Source organism: Mesorhizobium sp. M2D.F.Ca.ET.226.01.1.1, assembly GCF_004022705.2.
Lineage (GTDB): Bacteria > Pseudomonadota > Alphaproteobacteria > Rhizobiales > Rhizobiaceae > Mesorhizobium.
This window is the reverse complement of the sequence record NZ_RZOY02000108.1, coordinates 1-304: the sequence shown is the minus strand read 5'-3', so window position 1 is coordinate 304 and position 304 is coordinate 1. Positions and strand designations below refer to the sequence as shown.

1 pseudogene is annotated in these 304 nt (G+C 71.1%); it reads right to left on the bottom strand.

Features of this window, described 5'->3' with window-relative positions:
• A pseudogene (locus EN869_RS33985) lies at nt 1-304 on the bottom strand (hypothetical protein); the annotation flags it as partial.

The window sequence follows — 304 nt, the reverse complement described above, 5'->3', positions numbered from 1 at the left end:
AGGTGAACGGCGCCGACACCAGATAGAACGTGCTGTCGGCATCGCGTCCTTCCAGCGAGCGCACCCAGATATCACCCGTCCGCGCGATGAAATCCGGGCGTTGGCCGTAGCCCGGCACCGCCTTGAACCAGGCCTTCTGCCGCACCTCGCGCTCGCGCCAGGCGCGCGGCAAGTGGATGTCCTGCTCGGGCAGCGCGACCAGCAGCGCGGCCAGATGCGCCGGCATCGTGCCCTGGCAGGCGCCGATCAGCAGGTCGCCCTGGGTCGCCAGCCGCCCGGCCAGATCCACCGGGCAACGGGCACC